The organism is Streptosporangium sp. 'caverna', assembly GCF_003203775.1.
Classification (GTDB): Bacteria; Actinomycetota; Actinomycetes; order Streptosporangiales; family Streptosporangiaceae; genus Streptosporangium; species Streptosporangium subroseum.
Map to the genome: position 1 here is coordinate 1657787 of NZ_CP029711.1, position 17511 is coordinate 1675297.

At 69.0% G+C, this 17511-nt stretch carries 16 protein-coding genes; 10 read left to right on the top strand and 6 right to left on the bottom strand.

Annotation, left to right across the window (positions count from 1 at the left end):
- The first annotated feature begins 25 nt into the window (after positions 1–25).
- Positions 26–1672, top strand: a complete 1647-nt coding sequence (locus tag DKM19_RS07460) for a YifB family Mg chelatase-like AAA ATPase (protein WP_110695066.1) — start codon at positions 26–28, stop codon at positions 1670–1672.
- Positions 1666–2850 carry a DNA-processing protein DprA gene (dprA, locus tag DKM19_RS07465; protein WP_204358692.1) on the top strand — a complete coding sequence of 395 codons (1185 nt, stop codon included), beginning with the start codon at positions 1666–1668 and terminating at the stop codon, positions 2848–2850. Before DKM19_RS07460 ends, dprA begins: the two co-directional genes overlap by 7 nt.
- Before the next feature lie 261 nt (positions 2851–3111).
- On the opposite strand, the gene DKM19_RS07470 is transcribed toward dprA, so the two are convergent.
- Positions 3112–3552, bottom strand: coding sequence for a murein hydrolase activator EnvC (locus DKM19_RS07470; RefSeq protein WP_204358693.1), 441 nt, complete (start codon positions 3550–3552; stop codon positions 3112–3114).
- A gap of 509 nt (positions 3553–4061) precedes the next feature.
- Between DKM19_RS07470 and DKM19_RS07475 the strand changes: the two genes are divergently transcribed.
- A complete protein-coding gene (locus DKM19_RS07475; RefSeq protein WP_204358694.1) occupies positions 4062–5450 on the top strand; it encodes a CoA transferase in 1389 nt (462 codons plus the stop codon).
- Positions 5451–5504: 54 nt separating this feature from the next.
- On the opposite strand, the gene DKM19_RS07480 is transcribed toward DKM19_RS07475, so the two are convergent.
- The gene (locus DKM19_RS07480) at positions 5505–6752 is read right to left on the bottom strand and encodes an MFS transporter (protein WP_239514129.1); all 1248 of its coding nucleotides are present in this window, start codon (positions 6750–6752) and stop codon (positions 5505–5507) included.
- A gap of 103 nt (positions 6753–6855) precedes the next feature.
- Here DKM19_RS07480 and DKM19_RS07485 point away from each other — a divergent pair, with 103 nt between their 5' ends.
- From DKM19_RS07485 to DKM19_RS07510, 6 genes are all read left to right on the top strand, one after another.
- Positions 6856–7455, top strand: coding sequence for a helix-turn-helix transcriptional regulator (locus tag DKM19_RS07485; protein WP_110695068.1), 600 nt, complete (start codon positions 6856–6858; stop codon positions 7453–7455).
- 237 nt (positions 7456–7692) lie between these two features.
- A complete protein-coding gene (gene rpsB, locus DKM19_RS07490; RefSeq protein WP_110695069.1) occupies positions 7693–8694 on the top strand; it encodes a 30S ribosomal protein S2 in 1002 nt (333 codons plus the stop codon).
- Positions 8695–8861: 167 nt separating this feature from the next.
- Complete coding sequence (gene tsf / locus DKM19_RS07495; protein ID WP_089208059.1) at positions 8862–9695, top strand: translation elongation factor Ts; 834 nt, start codon at positions 8862–8864, stop codon at positions 9693–9695.
- A 119-nt stretch (positions 9696–9814) separates the two neighbouring features.
- Entirely contained in the window at positions 9815–10513 is a 699-nt protein-coding gene (pyrH, locus tag DKM19_RS07500) for a UMP kinase (protein WP_239514130.1), read from the top strand.
- Positions 10514–10876: 363 nt separating this feature from the next.
- Positions 10877–11434, top strand: coding sequence for a ribosome recycling factor (frr, locus tag DKM19_RS07505; protein ID WP_110695070.1), 558 nt, complete (start codon positions 10877–10879; stop codon positions 11432–11434).
- A gap of 68 nt (positions 11435–11502) precedes the next feature.
- A complete protein-coding gene (locus tag DKM19_RS07510; RefSeq protein WP_239514131.1) occupies positions 11503–12339 on the top strand; it encodes a phosphatidate cytidylyltransferase in 837 nt (278 codons plus the stop codon).
- Between the two features lie 176 nt (positions 12340–12515).
- Here the strand turns inward: DKM19_RS07510 and DKM19_RS07515 are convergent, their stop codons facing one another.
- Positions 12516–13598, bottom strand: a complete 1083-nt coding sequence (locus DKM19_RS07515; protein WP_110695072.1) for a suppressor of fused domain protein — start codon at positions 13596–13598, stop codon at positions 12516–12518.
- A gap of 72 nt (positions 13599–13670) precedes the next feature.
- Here DKM19_RS07515 and rlmN point away from each other — a divergent pair, with 72 nt between their 5' ends.
- Positions 13671–14795: a 23S rRNA (adenine(2503)-C(2))-methyltransferase RlmN gene (rlmN, locus tag DKM19_RS07520; protein ID WP_110705540.1), complete on the top strand. Its 1125-nt coding sequence runs from the start codon at positions 13671–13673 to the stop codon at positions 14793–14795.
- Between the two features lie 268 nt (positions 14796–15063).
- Here the strand turns inward: rlmN and DKM19_RS07525 are convergent, their stop codons facing one another.
- From DKM19_RS07525 to DKM19_RS07540, 3 genes are all read right to left on the bottom strand, one after another.
- Entirely contained in the window at positions 15064–15735 is a 672-nt protein-coding gene (locus tag DKM19_RS07525; RefSeq protein ID WP_162641355.1) for a hypothetical protein, read from the bottom strand.
- Positions 15732–16607 (bottom strand): ATP-binding cassette domain-containing protein, encoded by an 876-nt coding sequence (locus DKM19_RS07535; RefSeq protein WP_239514132.1) that lies wholly within the window; start codon positions 16605–16607, stop codon positions 15732–15734. Before DKM19_RS07535 ends, DKM19_RS07525 begins: the two co-directional genes overlap by 4 nt.
- Positions 16608–16991: 384 nt before the next feature.
- Positions 16992–17486 (bottom strand): Lrp/AsnC family transcriptional regulator, encoded by a 495-nt coding sequence (locus DKM19_RS07540; protein ID WP_110695074.1) that lies wholly within the window; start codon positions 17484–17486, stop codon positions 16992–16994.
- Positions 17487–17511 lie beyond the last annotated feature (25 nt).

Consider the following 17511-nt stretch of genomic DNA (forward strand, 5'->3'; position numbering starts at 1 on the left):
CCGCCACCTCCAGGGGGTGGCGTGAGTGGCCGTCGCACGCACACACTGTGTCGCGCTGATCGGCGTGACAGGCCACCTCGTCGAGGTCGAGGCCGACGTGGGCAACGGCATGGCCGGTCTCCATCTCACCGGCATGCTGGACACCGCGCTGAGCGAGGCACGAGATCGAGTTCGCTCGGCCGTGGTCAACAGCCGTCACACATGGCCCGACGCGCGGATCACCGTCAGCCTGTTTCCCGCCAGCCTGCCCAAGCGAGGAAGCATGTTCGACGTCGCGATCGCCGTAGCCCTGCTGGCGGCGGCCGGAGTCGTGCCCATCGCCAAGGTCGCCGAGCCGTTCTTCCTGGGTGAGCTCGGTCTCGACGGCTCCGTGAGACCGGTGCGAGGCGTGCTCCCCGCAGTGCTGGCGGCCGTCGCCGCCGGCGCCCGCACCGTCGTCGTCCCCGCACGCAACGCCGCCGAGGCCGGTCTCGTGCCGGATGTGACCGTGATCCCGGCCGCCACCCTGGGGCAGCTGGTGAGCTGGCTCCGGAGCGACGATCCATTCGACGGCCTGCCCGCCGAAGGATCCGGCCCCGGCGGGGCAGGGACCGGCGCGCGGCCGGCCTCCTCCGGTGTGCCCGGATTCTCCCGGTCCTCGGGCGGGCCCGGCTCCTTCGCCGATCCCGGGTTCTCAGCCGGGCATGGAGCCTCCTCGGGCCCCGGCGCGATACTCCCCGACCTGGGAGACGTGGCGGGCCAGCCCCTCGCCCGCCACGCGCTGGAGGTCTGCGCCGCCGGTGGGCACAATCTCTGGATGCTGGGCCCTCCCGGCACCGGCAAGACGATGCTCGCCGAGCGATTGCCCACCCTGCTCCCGCCCTTGCAACTGGATCAGGCCCTTGAGGTGACCGCGATCCACTCGGTCGCCGGAGTGCTGCCCCAGGACCGCCCGCTGCTGATCCGTCCGCCCTTCATGGCGCCCCACCACACCGCGACCGTCGCGGCCATCATCGGCGGTGGCGGCGGGATGATCCGCCCCGGCGCGGTCTCGCTCGCTCATCGGGGAGTCCTTTTCATGGATGAGGCCCCCGAGTATCCGATGGCCGTGCTCGACTCGCTCAGGCAGCCGCTGGAGTCGGGCAGGGTGACGGTCTCCAGGGCACTGGGCTCGGTCACGTTCCCCGCCAGGTTCATGCTGGTCCTGGCCGCGAACAAGTGCCCGTGCGGGCAGCCGTCCGTCGCCAGTGACCCGTGCAGGTGCACTCCCACGGTCCGGCGCCGCTACCTGGGCAGGCTCTCCGGCCCGTTGCTGGACCGCGTGGACGTCAAGGTCAGCCTCCACCGGTCGACCAGGCGTGAGCTCCTCGCCGACCGCCGGTTCATCGAGTCGAGCCGGGTGGTGGCCGAGCGGGTGCTGGTCGCGCGCGAGCGTGCCGCCAAGCGATTGGCGAACACGCCGTGGCGGTGCAACGCGGAGGTGCCCACCCGTGCGCTCCACACCGAATACCGGCCGCCGCCGAAGGCGATGTTCCCTCTCCTCCAGCAACTGGACAGCGGCCGGTTGAGCGCCCGCGGGCTCGACCGGGTGCTCAAACTGGCCTGGACCCTGGCCGATCTCGGGGGCAAGAAGGAGCCCGAGCTCCACGAGACCAACTCCGCACTCGGACTGTGGCTGGGGGAAGAATGGTGAGCGACAGGCTCGCACGGGTCACGCTGCTGCGGCTGGCCGAGCCGGGAGACGCCGTGATGGGCAGGCTCGTCGCCTCCTACGGCCCGGAGGCCGCCGTCGGACAGATCCGTGAGAGGGCCTTGGATCCCGAGTTCACCCGGTGGTTCGTGAGCTCCCATCGCAGGAGTTCGGCCGGATCGCAGGATGGGCAGCCCGCCGCCAGGCTCGCTCGGATGCTCGCCTCCTGGTCGGCTCGGCTGGAGACGGCCGACGCCGTCAGAGATCTGGCCGAGGGCGAGTGGGGAGGCGCCAGGCTGGTGATCCCCGGCGATCCCGAGTGGCCGACCCAACTGGACGACCTGGGAGACTCCCGGCCACACGCTCTCTGGCTCCACGGTGAGGCCGATCTGCGATTCTCCTGCCTCCGATCCGTCGCGGTCGTCGGTTCGCGGGCCGCCACACCCTACGGGACGCATATCGCGGCGGAGTTCGGAGCCGGGCTGGCCGAGCGACATTGGGGTGTCGTTTCGGGCGGGGCGTACGGCGTCGACGGGGCGGCCCACCGTGGTGCCCTGGCAGGTGAGACGGCGACTGTCGCCGTGCTCGCCTGCGGCACCGACATCGCCTACCCCAGCGCGCACCATCAGCTGTTCGCGGCCGTGCGCTCGCAGGGCGTGCTGGTGAGCGAGTGCCCGATGGGCGCCCACCCGACCCGGCTGCGGTTCCTGGTCCGCAACCGGGTCATCGCCGCGCTGTCGCGGGGCACCGTGGTCATCGAGGCGGCCGTGCGCAGCGGGGCGCTCAACACCGCGAAGCACGCGATCGCGTTGAACCGTCACCTGGCCGCCGTTCCAGGGCCGGTGACCTCGGAGAACTCGGCCGGATGCCACCGGTTGATCCGTCAGGGAACGGCCACCTGTGTCACCGCTCCGGAAGAGATGATCGAGCTTGTCGGCGCGATGGGCGCCGATCTGGCTCCCGAGCCGCGTGGCCCGGTGCTTCCCCGGGATCAGCTGGACCCGGAGACGCGGCGGGTCCTCGAGGCCATGCCCGCCCGGATCGGGGTGGGCCCGGCGACGATAGCGGTGGACGCGGGCGTCGACCTGGAGACGGTGCTCTCCTGTCTTGGTGGCCTGGCCGCCGCCGGATACGTGGAGCGCGGATCCCGAGGCTGGCGCCTACGCCCCGAGCGTCCTTGACCTCTTCCCATGGCGGGTTCGCATGCGCATGACGATTCCCATGGGGGTTCGCATGCGCATGACGACCGGTCGCCAGGCATGACGACCGGCCGCAGAGGGGACGTGAGCTCTCCGGACATCGCCTTTGGCAATACGTTCCATCCAGCGCCTCCGATCCCGCCGGCTCACTCGGCCGGCCGGATGGCAGGAGGCATCGCCGTGCCTGGTGATGTTCATGGACGCCGGGGCCGCCGTCGTGTTCGATGGCCCCGGCGTCCGGGGTCATGGCCGGGAGGGGAGCAGCCTGACCTGGCCGTGGCCCAGCAGGAGCAGCGGGTCGAGATACAGGTGCTCGCGGAGCAGGCCCCAGTGCAGGCAAACGGCCGGGCAGTGTCCGCGAACGTCCTGCACGACGCCGATCACCTCGCCCTCGCTCACCGTCTGCCCGCGCCGTACCGACGGCTGGACGGGAAGATAGGTCGTTCGCAGGCCGCCTGCGTGGAGCACGGTGACCACGCCCCGCTCGGCGAGTGGTCCGGCGTAGCCGATGATCCCCGGTCCTGCCGCCCGGACCTCAGCGCCGGGCGTCGCGGCGAGGTCGACTCCCCGATGCCCGCTCAGCCACGGCTGCGGCGGCGGTGCGAAGCCTCGGATCACCTGGGGCCGGCCGGTGAGCGGCCACTCCCAGCGGGCGGAGGGCTCGGGTGCCCTCTCATGGCTCATTTCGCTGGTTAGGGTGTGCGGCCCCGCTGTTCCCGGTACGGCGAACAGCAGCGCGGACATCAGAGCTCGGACCCCGGAGGCGCGGAGAGAATTCACGCACCCGAGGATGGAGACCTCACGGGGACGCGAGCGGACCGAGTGGGGTTCTGTGGACAGGCGACATGGGGCTGTGGACCGACGAACCGGTCTTCTGAGAAGCGCCGGCCTGAGGAGAGAACCGATCTTCTGAGGCCGATCCGAGAAGCGCAGGTCTGGGAAACACCGGCCTGAGGGGTGGCGGTCCGAGGAGCGCAGGTCGAGGAAGTGCCGGTCTGAGGGATGGGGGTCTGGGAAGTGCCGGTCTGAGGGATGGGGGTCTGGGAAGCGCCGGTCTGAGGGGTGGGGGTCTGAGGGGTGGCGGTCATGGGAGGCGCCGGTCCGAAAAGTGACGACCTGAGGAACGTGGGTCTGAGAAGAGAGCCGGTCCAACCGGACCGGCCTACCAGACCGACCTGACCGAGGAGAGCGGCGTGATCGAGGAGAACATGGTGGAGGATCGCATCCACGAGCTGGCCACTGAGGTGGGGGTCGAGCTGCCATCGGTCAGGTGTACCGGGGACGACCCGGTGCTGCCTTCCGTCTTCCGGGTGGGTACCGCCGCCGCTGTCGCCGTTGGCGCCGCCACCGCCGCGGCCTCGGCTCTCCTGGGGAAGGCACGGGAGGCCGCGGTGGACGAGGCCCGGGAGGTCGTGGTGGACGTGCGGGAGGCCGCGGTCGCCTTCCGTGACGAGCGCTACTTCAGAATCGACGGCGCCACCGGGGAACTGTGGGCCGCGCTCTCCGGTGACTACCGGACCGCGGATGGCTGGGTCCGGCTGCACTGTAACTTCGATCACCATCGTGACGCGGTTCTCGCGGCGCTGGGGCTGCCCGCAGGGGCGGACAGGGACGCCGTCGCCCAGGCCTGCGCGCGCCGTACCGCCGTCGAGGTCGAGGAGTCCGTGACGGCCGCCGAGGGATGCGCGGCGGCGATGCGCAGCCGCGCAGAGTGGCGGGGGCACCCGCAGGCCCGTGTGATCGCCGAGTCGCCGCTCATCGAGCTGACCCGGATCGATGACACCGGCCCCGCCTGGCCCGGTGACGAGGGCCCACGGGAGCGGCCGTTGAGCGGGGTGCGGGTGCTGGACCTGACCAGGGTGCTCGCGGGACCGGTGGCGACACGTTTCCTGGCCGCCCATGGAGCCCAGGTGCTCAGGGTGGGAGCCGAGCACCTGCCCGAGGTCCCGGGTCTGGTGATCAGCACCGCTTTCGGAAAACGGTCCTGCCGGCTCGACCTGAGGACTCCCGCCGGAGCCGCCGCGCTGCGCGACCTGGTCGCTGGGGCGGACGTGTTCGTGCAGTCGTATCGGCCGGGCGCCCTCGAAGCGCTGGGCTTCGGCCCCCGGGAGCTGGCCGCGATCAGACCCGGAATCGTGTGCGTGGACATCTCGGCGTACGGCTCGCGCGGCCCCTGGGCGGGCAGGCGCGGGTTCGACAGTCTGGTCCAGATGGCGTGTGGCATCGCGCACGAGGGTGGCGGTGGATCGCGGCCGCATCCTCTGCCCGCCCAGGTCCTCGACCATGCCACCGGTTACCTGGCGGCATTCGGAGCGATGGCCGCGCTGTTCCGCCGCCCGGTCGAGGGCGGTTCGTGGCGGGTTCGGCTCTCCCTGGCCAGGACCGCGCAGTGGCTGGATGATTTCGGCCGGGTCGACGGGGCGGGCACGCCGGATCCGGACGTCTCCGATCTGATGGAGGAGATGGACGGCACCTTCGGCAGGCTCGCCTACCTCCGGCCGCCCGGCACGATCGACGGTGCCTCGCCGTACTGGTCGAGCCCGCCGCCCAGGCAGGGGGAGCATCCGCCCGCCTGGTGGTGAAGCCATGTCGGTGAAGCCCCGGTGGTGAAGCCATGGTCAGACCGGCCGCCGGAGTCATCGTGCTTCTCGCGGGGAGAAGTGGCGGAGCGGGGAGAGCCAGATCCACGGGATCGTGAGCAGGACTCCTACCGCGCCGATCCACAGCACCGGGCGCAGCCCCAGCAGGCTGCCGAGCAGGCCGCCCGTGAGGCCGCCGAAGGTGAGAACGCCCTGGATCGTGAAGGTCAACGTGGCGTTGACCCGGCCCATCAGTTCGGCGGGGGTCTCGCGAAGGGTGACGGCGCCCATGCAGACGGCGAAGAACACGACGGCCATGCCGCTGATCAGCGCGCTGGCGGACATGAGCAGGAACTTGCCCCACACCGGGCCGGAGGCGAGCGCCGCGACCACGAAGTCGATCGGGAACAGCAGTACGGAGTAGGCCAGCATCCGGTTCTCGCCGAACCTTCTGACCAGGCGCGGGGTGACGGCCGCCCCGATCAGGCCGCCGACGCCGAAGAAGGCGGTGAGCGCGCCGACCAGTCCCGCGGGCAGGCCGATCACGTCGAGGGCGTAGAGCACGAACAACGCCATGTACACGCTGCCGAAGAAGTTGATCGTGATTCCGCAGCCGCAGAGTGCGCGGAGCGTCGGGTGCCGGACCACCGCGTGCAGACCCTCGCGGACCTCGATCCACATCCCACGCGGGGGAGCGGGGGTGCGGTTCTCCGGTGCCGCGATCTTTCGGATCAGGAACGCCGAGACCAGGAACGACACCGCGTCGGCCAGGATCGCGAACGGCGCCGTGACCAACTGGACGAGCAGTCCGGCGAGTCCGGGACCGCCGACGCTGGCGAGGGCGTAGGCCGACTGGAAGCCTGCGAGTGCCTCGGTCCGCTGGCTCTCGTGGACCACCGTGACCAGGTGCGGGAAGTTGGCCGCCCGGAAGATCACGGAGCAGGTGCCGACGACAAACGCCATCGCGATCAGCCACGGCACGGTCAGCAGCCCGGCGATCCAGGCCGCGGGGATCGTGGCCATGGCCGCGGCCGAGATCACCTCACAGGCGATCATGACCGGCCGGTGCCGTCCCAGCCGGTCGGCGATGGCGCCCGCCTGGAGCCCGATCAGCAGGTAGGGCAGCGAGGTCACGGCGGTGAGGATGCCCATCTGGACGGGGGAGGCGCCGAGCAGGATGGCGGCGGTCAGCGGTATGGCCAGCCGGGAGACCTCGGCACCGGTCTCGGAGACGGCGCGGGCGGAGAGCAGCAGCCGGTAGTCGCGCTGTTTCTTGAGAGGGATCTGCTGGAGCACGGGGTTCACGGCGCCTTCCGGGGGGTCTGAAGGGAACGCTTCATATTTATGAAAGTAACCCTTCAGAGTTGTGAAGGCAATACTTCAGACCTGAAATGGGTACGGTCTTCCCATGACCCAGGTACGGAGGCCGCTCACCGATCCCACGGCGATGCGCGCGCTGGCGCACCCCGCGCGGCTCGCGATCCTGACCCGGCTCCAGGAGGGCCCCGGCACGGCGACCGAGGTCGCCGAGGTCGTCGGGGTCACACCGAGCGCGGCCAGCTATCACCTGCGAATGCTCGCCAAATACGGCTTCGTCGAGGATGCGCCCGCGCGCGGTGACGGCAGGGAGCGTCTGTGGCGCCACGGCGGCTCGGGTCTGACCGTCACCCCCGAGGTGGACGACCTCCCGGAGGTGCGCAGCGCCAAGGAACTGCTGATCAAGATCGTGCGCGACCAGGCGGCGGATGAGATGACCCGGGCGCTGGACAACCACGACAGGGAGTCCCAGGAGTGGCGCGATGCCTCGGTCTTCCACCGCACGGTCCTGCTGGTCGACGCCGAGGAGCTGAAGCGGCTGGGTGAGCAGATCGACGAATTGCTCGCCCCCTACCTGGTCTCCGTCAGGGACAGGTCCGAGGCGTCCACCGGGGTGCGGATCTCCGAGGCGCAGGTGAGTCTTTTCCCCCGCGTCGTACGCCGGCCGCATGGGCTGCCGCGAGAGGGATAGGGAGGTCTGACGCGCTGAGGCCGCTGAGGTCAAGGTAAGGCCCGTTAACGGGTAGACTTTTCGATGGCCTGTATTCATGGGCCGACTTCGCATGCCCCATAAAGAACCGCGGTCCCTCGGTCCGGGTGAGAGCCCGGCTGGATCCGGTTCGGGGTATCAGGGCGACAGCCGCAGGCTGTCGCGTCAAAACCGAGAACTGCGCCCAGCGATGGGCGCCCCGACCTGGAGGACAATCACATGTCCACCCCCGTCGTCACCATGCGACAGCTGCTGGAAAGCGGCGTTCACTTCGGTCACCAGACTCGTCGCTGGAACCCGAAGATGAAGCGTTTCATCTTCACGGAGCGCAACGGCATCTACATCATCGACCTGCAGAAGTCGCTGGCCTTCATTGACCGGGCCTACGACTTCGTCAAGGAGACCGTCGCGCACGGCGGCACGATCATGTTCATCGGCACGAAGAAGCAGGCCCAGGAGGCCATCGCCGAGCAGGCCGCGCGCGTCGGCATGCCGTACGTCAACCAGCGCTGGCTGGGTGGCATGCTCACCAACTTCTCCACCGTGCACAAGAGGCTCCAGCGTCTGAAGGAGCTCGAGGAAGTCGACTTCGACAACGTGGCCGCCTCGGGGCTCACGAAGAAGGAGCTCCTCATGCGCCGCCGCGAGAAGGAGAAGCTGGAGCGCACCCTCGGCGGTATCCGCGACATGTCCCGGATCCCCAGCGCGGTGTGGATCGTCGACACGAAGAAGGAGCACATCGGGATCAGTGAGGCCCGCAAGCTTCACATCCCGGTCGTCGCGATCCTCGACACCAACTGCGACCCGGACGAGGTCGACTACCCGATCCCGGGTAACGACGACGCGATCCGCGCCGTCGGCCTGCTGACCCGCGTCGTCGCCGACGCCGTCGCAGCCGGTCTCATGGCCCGCGCCGGTGCCAACCGCGGCGACGACAAGCCGGCCGTCGCCGGTGGCGCCGAGCCGCTGGCCGAGTGGGAGCAGGAGCTGCTGACCGGCAGCACCGAGAGCGTCGCCGAGGCGGCTCCGGCCGCCGAGGCTGACGCCGAGACCTCCGAGGTCGCCGAGGCCGAGGTTGCCGAGGCCACGGAGGCCCCCGAGGTCGCCGAGGCTGAGGTCGAGGACGCTCCGGCCGCCGAGACCGTCGCCGACGAGGAGGCCGCTCCGGCCGCCGCCGAGGCCGAGGCCAAGCCCGCCGACAAGACCGACGAGCAGGCGTAGTTTCGTCGCTTCGCCGTCTGTCGCTTCTTCTCGTACGGCCCGGCCGTACGAACCGCACGACCCTTCCGGGTGGGTGTCCTCACATGAGGGCACCCACCTGATCCACCCAGCTACCTGATCTCATGCCGACTTCTGAGATCAGTGATGATCCCGACGAGGAAAAGACAATGGCTTCCGTGAACATGGCCGACGTGAAGCGGCTTCGTGAGCTGACCGCCGCCGGCATGATGGACTGCAAGAAGGCTCTTGAGGAGTCCGAGGGCGACTTCGACCGCGCCGTCGAGATCCTGCGGCTCAAGGGCGCCAAGGACGTTGGCAAGCGCGAGGCTCGCACCGCCTCCAACGGCCTGGTCGCTCTGAAGCAGGATGGCGACTCCGCCGCCGCGCTGCTCGAGCTCAACTGCGAGACCGACTTCGTCGCCAAGGGCGAGCGTTTCCAGGAGCTCGCGGCTCAGGTCGTCGCGCACATCCTGGCCACCAAGCCCGCCGACGTTCCCGCGCTGCTCGACTCCGACCTCGGTGGCAGCAGCGTCAAGACGCACCTGGACGAGGCTAACGTCGCGCTCGGTGAGAAGATCGAGATCCGCCGTTTCGCGGTGCTCGAGGGCGGCTTCATCGGCGCCTACATGCACAAGACCGACCCCCAGCTTCCCCCGGCGGTCGGCGTTCTCGTGCAGCTCGACAGCGCGAACGCCGAGGTCGCCAAGGACATCGCGCAGCACGCCGCCGCGATGGCTCCGAAGTACCTCAGCTCCGCCGAGGTCCCCGCCGACGTCATCCAGAAGGAGCGCGCGCTCTTCGAGGAGATGACCCGCGAGGAGGGCAAGCCCGAGGCTGCCATCGGTAAGATCGTCGATGGACGGATCAACGGCTGGTACAGGGACTTCACCCTGCTTGAGCAGGCTTTCGTGAAGGACAACAAGAAGTCCATCGCGAAGTTCGCCGACGACAACGGTGTCAAGGTCCAGGCCTTCGTCCGCTTCAAGGTCGGCCAGGCTTAAATCTTGATCCAGCTCTCAGTAGAGCACTAAACGAGGAGGCCGCCGCCGTGCAGGAGAACCCGGAACCCGCTACGTCGGCGGTTTCGTCGTATTCGGACCCGCTTCGCTGGAAGCGGGTCATGCTGAAACTGTCCGGCGAGGCCTTCGCCGGAGGTGAACCGCTGGGCATCGATCCGGGCGTCGTGGGTCATCTCGCCGACTCGATCGCCGAGGCCGTCAGCGAGGGCGTACAGGTCTCGATCGTGGTCGGCGGCGGCAACATGTTCCGGGGTGCCGCCCTGTCCGAACGCGGCATGGACCGCGCCAGGGCCGACTACATGGGGATGCTCGGCACGGTCATCAACTGCCTGGCCCTCCAGGACTTCCTGGAGAAGCGAGGCGTCGGCACCCGCGTCCAGACGGCCATCACCATGCAGCAGGTCGCCGAGCCCTTCCTGCCCCGCCGCGCCATCCGCCACCTTGAGAAGGGGCGAGTGGTCATCTTCGGGGCGGGGCTCGGGTCGCCGTTCTTCTCCACCGACACCTGCGCCGCGCAGCGCGCACTGGAGATCGGTGCCGAGGCGCTGCTCAAGGGCACCCAGGTGGACGGCGTCTACGACGCGGACCCCCGGAAGAACCCCGACGCCGTCCGATTCGATCACCTCGAATATGGTGAGGTGTTGACCCGTGGTCTCGGTGTCATGGACGCCACCGCAATCAGCCTGTGTATGGACAACAGCCTGCCCATCGTGGTCTTCGACCTCATGGGTGAGGGCAACATCCTGCGGGCGGTGCGTGGTGAGAAGATCGGCACGCTGGTGAGTCCGGCAGGGAAATAGGGAGCGAGCCTGACGGAGCGAGCGGAGTGGTGCGCGACGTAGGAGCGTCCCGCGATGTGAGTGAGGAAGGTAAGCGACCCGTAGGTGGAGAGCGAGCCTGACGGAGCGAGCGGAGTGGTGCGCGACGTAGGAGCGTCCCGCGATGTGAGTGAGGAAGGTAAGCGACCCGTAGGTGGAGAGCGAGCCTGACGGAGCGAGCGGAGTGGTGCGCGACGTAGGAGCGTCCCGCGATGTGAGTGAGGAAGGTAAGCGACCCGTAGGTGGAGAGCGAGCCTGACGGAGCGAGCGGAGTGGTGCGCGACGTAGGAGCGTCCCATGAAGTGAGCGAGGAATGGTGAGTGACCGAGAAGACAGGGAGCCGCTGTGATCGACGAAACCCTCCTCGAAGCCGAGGACAAGATGGACAAAGCCGTGTCGGTGGCGAAGGACGACTTCGCCGGCATCCGCACGGGCCGGGCCACCCCGTCGATGTTCAACAAGATCACCGCTGATTACTACGGGACGCCCACTCCCATTCAGCAGCTGGCCTCGTTCCACGCCTCCGAGGCTCGCATGATCATCATCCAGCCCTTCGACAAGGGCTCGATGGGTGCGATCGAGAAGGCGATCCGCAACTCGGACCTCGGTGTCAACCCCGGCAATGACGGCGTGGTCATCCGCGTGTCCTTCCCCGAGCTGTCGGAGGATCGCCGCAAGGAGTACATCAAGGTTGCCCGCGGCAAGGCGGAGCAGTCCAAGGTCTCCATCCGCACCATCCGCCGCCACGCCAAGGAGACCCTCGACAAGATGGTCAAGGACAGCGAGGCCGGTGAAGACGAGGTGCGTCGCGCCGAGAAGGAGCTCGACGATCTCACTCAGAAGCACGTCGCCGAGATCGACGAGCTGCTCAAGCGCAAGGAAGCCGAGCTGCTCGAAGTCTGAGCCACGATCCTTGTCCCGCGTGGGCTTTTCGCGCGGGACAAGGATTTTGTGTATGAAAGTAGGACGCCTTGGAACCCGCGGCGGGTAGTAGCCGTACCGGCAGGAATCTTCCCGTTGCGATCGCGGTGGGTGCCACCCTGGGTGCGGTCACCATCGCCTCCCTCTACTTCGTAAAGGTGCTTTTCCTCGCCGTGATGATCGCGGCGGTGGGCATCGGCGTGACAGAGCTGGTCCGGTCGTTCGCGACCCGGGGAATCAACATTCCGTTGATCCCCGCCCTCGTGGGAATGACCGTCATGATCGGCGGCGCCTACTGGGGCGGGACCGCGTGGCTGCTCGGCAGCTTCGCGATGACGGTGCTTCTGCTGATGTTCTGGCGGATGTTCCAGGGCGTCGAGAACTACGTCCGCGACATCACCGCGACCATCCTGGTCCTGGTCTATCCCTCGCTGCTCGCCGGATTCGCGGCGCTGCTGCTCGCCGTTCACGGTGAGCAGGGCAACCGGGGTGCGGATCTGGTGCTCGTCTTCATCGCCACCACGGTCGCGAGTGACATCGGCGGATATTTCGCCGGAATCTCCTTCGGCAAGCACAAGATGTCCTCGTTGATCAGCCCGAAGAAGACCTGGGAGGGCTTCGCCGGCTCCGCGCTGGCCTGCATGGCCGTGGGCGGCTGGCTGGTGTCCTGGCGGCTGGAGGAGGACGTCTGGAAGGGCGTGCTGATCGGCGCGGTCGTGGTGGTCTTCGCCACGCTCGGCGACCTGATCGAATCGGCGATCAAGCGGGACCTCGGCGTCAAGGACATGAGCAGCTTCCTGCCAGGTCACGGCGGCATGATGGATCGCCTCGACTCCCTGGTCGTCGCACTGATTCCGGTCTGGGTGCTTCTCACCTTGCTGGTGTGATCCAGCGGCGGAGACCGCTCACCCCCTTATGAATTGAGCTCCGCTCGCCCATGGGGCGAGAGGAGGAGGCCGCCCACACCTTGCTCGTGGTCTGGGCGGCGGAGACGCTCACCCCACGTGCGCATCGAAGAGGCGGGGGTCGCTCACCTCGTCCGTGAGCAGGGGACGGAGACCGTTCACCCCGCCCGTGTGAGCCGGGCGGCGGACAGCCGGGGGACCAGCGCGCCGTATCCCTCCGCCGTGACCAGGCGCAGCTCGTCGGCGGTGATCGGGATCAGCCAGAGCCACTGCACGGCGTCGCCGCCGAAGGTGAAACCCGACAGCTCGGGTAGTCCCGGCAGCTCGGCCAGCATCATGACGCCGCTGTAGGCGGAGCCGAGGGGGAAGGTCTCCGGCCGGTGGTACCACTTGGCGGTGTGGCCGTGGCCCAGCCAGGTGACCGAGTGCCATGGATACTGTGCCAGCCAGAGGAACAGCCGGGCCGCGTCGCGTGCGTCACCGGGAGAGGCGACGGCGAGCTCCACCCGGGCGTAGGCCTCCGGCCTGTCGATGTACTGCTCCACGGTGGGCATCCGCTGGCAGCTCATCCCGACCGTGGACAGGATCGTGTGGTTCCGCCCCTGTTCGGGTGGGCGCTCGGTGATGCCCACCGTGGGCAGCCGGCCGCCTCCGGCGTCCCAGAACCTGCCGGCGGTCCCGATTTTCCGGTCCAGATGGCCCATCACGAACTGCTGGAACGTCGCCCAGGCGCCGTTGCCCCCGCGCCACTGCCAGTAGGCCTGCGCCTTGGCCAGCCGGGAGGCGAGGCCGTCGTAAGCCTCCTCCAGCGACCAGGCGAACGGCGACTCGCCCACCGCGTCCCGGGAGTAGCCCGGCATTCCCCTGCTCATGTCCGCCCAGCCAGGAATGACGGCGAGAAGCTCGTCGTTCTCGTACAGGGCGACGCCGTCGCCCTCCTCGAACCACAGCGGTCGCAGTGTGCCCAGCGGAGGCCTGCCGCCGGGGTGCCGGGTGTTCGCCCGGGGCACCACCGGAGGCAGCCCGGAGTTCATGCGCTCCAGGTCGATCTCGGCCGGGGCCGGGCCGTGGTTGGCCAGCCAGGCCGCTCCGTGCACCATGCCTCCGGACCCGCACAGGTAAGCTACCGAGGAAGTCTCGTCGCGTTCGACCACCAGGGTGCGGCTCCCATAGGGATTGACGTCGGTGAGTATGACCTCGACGCCGTCTCCCCGCTCTCCTGCGGGGCGGATTGTCGCCATACCTCCGGACTCTAGATCAAGGTTGAGCACCGCTTCGAGCATTCGTGTAACCGTCGAGAGAAGGCGTTGGACTTGTCGACTGTCAGCCCGCCCGGGGCCCCCGTACCCGGCCAGCTCACCTTCGTGGCGCGTCCGCGGGCCAAGCCCGCGCGTCACCTGGCCGATCTGACCATGGCCGAGCGCCGGGCGGCGGTCGCCGAGCTGGGTGAGAAGCCGTTCCGTGCCGATCAGCTCTCCCGGCACTACTTCGAGAAACTGAACAGCGACCCGAGCCTGATGACCGATCTGCCGGCCGCCGCTCGCGAGAAGCTCACGACCGCGCTGTTTCCCCCTCTCCTGACCTCGGTCCGGGAGATGACCGCTGACGGCGGCACCACCCGCAAGATGTTGTGGCGGCTGTTCGACGGCGCGCTGGTCGAGTCGGTCCTCATGCGGTACACCGACCGCACCACCATGTGCGTGTCCTCCCAGGCCGGATGCGGTATGAACTGCCCGTTCTGCGCCACCGGCCAGGCCGGTCTGACCCGCAACATGACCACCGCCGAGATCGTTGAGCAGGTCGTCGCCGGAGCGCGGGCGCTGGCCGCGGGCGATGTCCCCGGCGGCCCCGGGCGGGTCAACAACGTGGTCTTCATGGGCATGGGCGAGCCGCTGGCCAACTACAAGGCCGTGATCGGCGCCGTCCGCCGGATGGTCGATCCCGCTCCCGACGGCCTGGGCATCTCCGCGCGGGGCATCACGGTCTCCACCGTCGGCCTGGTGCCGGCGATCGGCAAGCTCGCCGACGAGGGCCTGCCGGTGACGCTGGCGGTCTCCCTGCACGCGCCCGACGACGAGCTCCGCGACACCCTGGTGCCGATCAACACCCGCTGGAAGGTCGCCGAGGTTCTCGACGCGGCCTGGGAGTACACGGCCAAGACCAAGCGCCGTGTCTCCATCGAATACGCGCTGATCAAGGACATCAACGATCAGGAGTGGCGGGCCGACCTGCTCGGCAGGCTCATCAAGAACCAGCTTGTGCACGTCAACCTGATCCCGCTCAACCCGACTCCGGGCTCGAAGTGGACCGCCTCCCGGCCGGAGGACGAGCGCGCCTTCGTCCGGCGCCTGGAGTCCCACGGCGTCGCGGTGACGGTCCGTGACACCCGTGGCCGCGAGATCGACGGCGCCTGCGGCCAGCTGGCCGCCGCCGAATAGCCGTTACTCCGCTGTCGCCCGGCACACCGTACGGCCGTGCCCCCGAGGCGCCGACCGCCGCTCGCGGGAAGGACCGCGAGCGGCGTTTCCCTGCCGCCCGGCATCCCGCCGCATCGCCATATCGCGATCAATCCGCAGGTAACCCAGCGACCAATCTGCCAGCAGAGCGGCGATCAATCTGCAGGCAGCCCAGCGACCGACCGGTCGGCTGCCGTCAAATTTGTTACTCAGCGTGACGAATGGGAGCCGGGGCCTCCGGCCTGGCCGGTCAGGGGCGGGTGCGGCGGAGCCTTACGTAGAACACCATGCCGGCGGCGGCCCAGAACAGTGCCGCCGCGGCGAGGCCGGGCAGGGCCCCGTCGAGCACTTTCTCGTTCGCCGCGCGCATCCAGAGCACGATCGGCACCGAGAAACGACCCACCGGGGTGAGGCTGATCAGCAGCAGGGCCACGTAGCCGCCGAACAGGACCAGCATCGAGACGGCGGGCGAGGGCAGGATCGCGTTGCTGGCCAGCGCGCCCAGTGCGGTCCCGACGCTCAGGCTGAGCAGGTGCAGCCCGATGCCGCGCATCAGGTCGGCGGGGACGGGCATGGCGGCGAAGCCGTGGATCAGCGGCAGCACGATCGCGATCGCGGCCATGCCGAGGTTGACGACGAGCGCGCTGATCAGGCCCGCCGTGATCTCCCGGACGGGTCCTCTGGCCGCCGTCATCGAGATCAGCCGCTGCGTCGGAGGTTCGGTGTCGAGCAGTCCCCGGGACGCCCAGGCGAAGATGACGATCAGCAGCCCGGCGGAGTCCGCGTAGGAGGACAGCTCGCTGCCTGGCGGGATCAGCGTGGAGTAGAAGAGGATCAGCATCGCGGTCAGCCCGATCATCGGCTGGAGCAGCCGGTGCGACCGGGCGTAGGCGGCGAGCTTGAAGCGCACGAGATGGATCATGAGGTCCGCCTGGTGAGGTAGCCGTCGGCGCGGAGTTTCTGCTCGACCTCGTCGGCGTCGTCGGCGTCCACGAGCACTTCGATGACCACCCGCCGTTCCCCTTCGCCGTTCTGAGGGGCGGACGGCCACTCGTCGCCCTGGGAGATGGACGGCTGTCTGTCGCCCTGGGACGGGGAGGCGGAGAGCTGCGGTGTCTCCACGCCGTCCGGGGGAGCGGGCGCCTGCCGGGTTTCCGCGCCGTCCCGGGGAGTGGATGCCGGTGACCGTTCGCCGCTCCGGGAGGTGACCGCGCCGTCCTCGACGAGCCAGTGGTCGGCGCCGGGAAAGTTCTGGAGCTGGTTCTGGTGGTCGCTGACCACGACTATCCCGCCGCTTGCGGCGATCTCGTCGATGATCAGGGGGAGCTCGGCGCGCGTCTGCTGGTCCAGTCCCGCGAAGGGCTCGTCCAGGATCAGCAGGTCCGGCGGTGCCATCAGCGACTGGATCAGCCCGACCTTCTGCGCGCTGCCCTTGGACAGGTCGCCGAGCGGCTGGCCCAGCAGGTGAGTCGCGTTCAGCCGAACGGCGAGCTCCTCGGCGGAGGCGGGGGAGATGCCCCGGATCCTGGACATGTGTTCCAGGTAGCCGATCACGGTGAAGGGCTGACCCACGGGGAACACGTCGGGGGCGTAGCCGACGACGCCGGGACGGCCGGCGATCGTGCCCCGGGAGGGGGGCATGATCCCGGCCAGCAGGCGCAACAGCGTGGATTTGCCCGCGCCGTTGCGGCCGGTGACCTCGATGACGGAGCCGGGATCGAGCGTGAGCTCGACGTCCCGCAGGACCCATGGACCGCGACGTGAGTATCGAAAGGACACGCTGGAGAGCCGCATAGGCCCGTCACCCTACCGCGATCACCTGCTTTTGGCGGATCTGTTCCGTCGGGCCGGAGCGAGGGGGAAGGCTTCCCGCTCCTGGTCGAAGCCGGCGGAAGCACGGCCATCGCGCGGGGTGTCCCGGGAGCCGGCGACGTGCTCGTCAGCCTTGGCGACATCGGACGTCCTGGATTGGACGAACTCGCACGGGACGGAAGCAGGCCCATCACGCGGGGACGGCGACTGCGGGTGTCCGGGACCCGGCGACGTGCTCGTCGGCCCCGGGGACGTCGCGGGCCGGACGAATCCGCGCGGAACTCTTTTTCGGGAGTGCCTATCGGGGCGGGCGCCTGACGCCTCGGGGGCCCGTCGCCATCCGCCGTCCGGCGGGCCTGCGGCGCGTCAGCGAGTGCCCCAGGAGTAGGTCTGCTTGTGAAGTCTGAGGTAGACGAAGGTCTCGGTGGCGCGGACCGCGGGGATGGCCCGGATCTTGCCGAGGATCTCCAGGAGGTGCTGGTCGCTCTCACAGACGACCTCGACCATGACGTCGAGGGATCCGGCGGTCAGGACGACATAGTCGATCTCCTTGATGGCCGACAGTTCGTCGGCCACCATCTCCAGATCGCCCTCGCACTTGATGCCGATCATGGCCTGACGGGAGAAGCCCAGGGTGAGCGGGTCGGTCACCGCGACGATCTGCATGACTCCGCCGTCGATCAGGCGCTGAACCCGCTGGCGGACGGCGGCCTCGGACAGGCCCACCGCCTTGCCGATGGCGGCGTAGGGCTTGCGCCCGTCCGCCTGCAGTTGTTCGATGATCTGCTTGGAGATCTCATCGAGGACGACGGGGCCAAGCCTGGCGTCGTTTTCGCGGCGTACCTTGGGCGGCGTCGTCATCCGCGCTCCCTGGCGTCATGTTGCG

Coding starts and splice junctions, on each gene's coding strand:
- DKM19_RS07485 (WP_110695068.1), top strand. CDS start 6,856: ATGACCCAGGTACGGAGGCCGCTCACCGATCCCACGGCGATGCGCGCG.
- rpsB (WP_110695069.1), top strand. CDS start 7,693: ATGTCCACCCCCGTCGTCACCATGCGACAGCTGCTGGAAAGCGGCGTT.
- DKM19_RS07470 (WP_204358693.1), bottom strand. CDS start 3,552: ATGAGCCATGAGAGGGCACCCGAGCCCTCCGCCCGCTGGGAGTGGCCG.
- DKM19_RS07535 (WP_239514132.1), bottom strand. CDS start 16,607: ATGCGGCTCTCCAGCGTGTCCTTTCGATACTCACGTCGCGGTCCATGG.
- DKM19_RS07540 (WP_110695074.1), bottom strand. CDS start 17,486: ATGACGACGCCGCCCAAGGTACGCCGCGAAAACGACGCCAGGCTTGGC.
- pyrH (WP_239514130.1), top strand. CDS start 9,815: ATGCTGAAACTGTCCGGCGAGGCCTTCGCCGGAGGTGAACCGCTGGGC.
- DKM19_RS07515 (WP_110695072.1), bottom strand. CDS start 13,598: ATGGCGACAATCCGCCCCGCAGGAGAGCGGGGAGACGGCGTCGAGGTC.
- tsf (WP_089208059.1), top strand. CDS start 8,862: ATGGCTTCCGTGAACATGGCCGACGTGAAGCGGCTTCGTGAGCTGACC.
- dprA (WP_204358692.1), top strand. CDS start 1,666: ATGGTGAGCGACAGGCTCGCACGGGTCACGCTGCTGCGGCTGGCCGAG.
- DKM19_RS07525 (WP_162641355.1), bottom strand. CDS start 15,735: ATGATCCATCTCGTGCGCTTCAAGCTCGCCGCCTACGCCCGGTCGCAC.